This is a genomic window from Peribacillus sp. P4_C12 (assembly GCF_056402095.1).
In genome coordinates, this window is the sequence record NZ_JBFUIB010000807.1 from 1 (window position 1) to 1,331 (window position 1,331).

Here is a 1,331-nt window from a genome sequence, read left to right on the forward strand (position 1 = left end):
TGTAAAAGCGGGTGCAGAATCAGGGATTCCTGAACGAAGTGCTGCCACTCTCGCGACATTGGACGATTCAGTCGTTTGTCTAACCTCTCCCAAGATAACTTCATCGACCTGTTCAGYCTCTATATTTGCCCGTTTGATCGCTTCTTTGATGGCAATACTCGCCAAATGACCCGAACTAATTTCTTTAAACGCACCTCCGTATCGTCCAATTGGTGTTCGGACAGCACTCACGATTACAATATCTTCTCCCATTTCGTTCTCCCCCTTGAAATTTTTAATGTGCATATGTACAGGTTTATCTGCCACTACGCATCTTCCGTATTTCTCACTGGCTTCAGTAAAATACTTTTACCGTTTTAGCAGAACTCCTTACTCTTTAATGCTTAAGTCCCTGGTTTCAGAGAAAGAAGACGCTTAGCAAACTTCCAATATATTCCTAGCAATAATTAAACGTTGAATTTCATTTGTTCCTTCATAAATCTTCGTAATGCGGGCATCCCGATAAAAACGCTCAACTGGATATTCCGCCATATACCCCATACCCCCGTGAATTTGAACAGCCTTATCCGCTACTCGATTAAAAACGTCAGAAGCAAATAGTTTTGCCATTGATGCTTCCTTAATCACCTTTTTCCCTTCATCAATCTTTTGCGCCGCCATCATCGTTAGTGCTCTTGCCGCTTCTGTTTCCGTTGCCATGTCTGCAAGCATCCATTGAATTGCCTGGTTGTCTGCAATTGGTTTGCCGAATTGAATACGCTCTTTCGCATATTTAGCAGATAATTCAATTAATTTACCGCATGATCCAACCGCTCTTGCTGCCAGACCGACACGCCCTTCACCTAAGATTTTAAGTGCTGACATATACCCCATTCCAACTTCACCAATTACGTTTTCTTCAGGAATGATACAATCTTCGAAAATAACTTGGGATGTATACGATCCTCTTAATCCCATTTTCTTGTCCTTTTTACCGACAGTTAAGCCAGGAAAATCTCTTTCTATTAAAAATGCAGTAATTCCGCCTTTTGCACCCTTTTCTTTATCGGTTAAGGCAAATACCGTATAGACATCAGCAATCGGCCCATTAGTGATGAAATGCTTCGTTCCGTTCATAACCCAATAATCTCCCTTTTTCACTGCGCTTGTTGTCAAATTTGTTGCATCCGATCCTGCTCCGGGTTCAGATAGAGCAAAGGCGGCAATTTTGTTACCAGCTGCCATTTCAGGCAAATATTTATTTTTCAAATGTTCGGATGCAAGCTTAACTAGACCTGTACTTCCAATCCCGGTGTGAGCACTAATTAATGAAACAAAACCATTATGTGTTC

At 41.6% G+C, this 1,331-nt stretch carries 2 protein-coding genes; both read right to left on the reverse strand.

The features are described from left to right. Positions 1-252: thiolase family protein (locus tag AC1DUW_RS29165; protein WP_477644232.1), on the reverse strand; the 252-nt coding region annotated here is incomplete at its 3' end. A 162-nt stretch (positions 253-414) separates the two neighbouring features. Further along, a partial coding sequence (locus tag AC1DUW_RS29170) for an acyl-CoA dehydrogenase family protein (RefSeq protein ID WP_477644233.1) occupies positions 415-1,331 on the reverse strand: 917 nt, incomplete at its 5' end.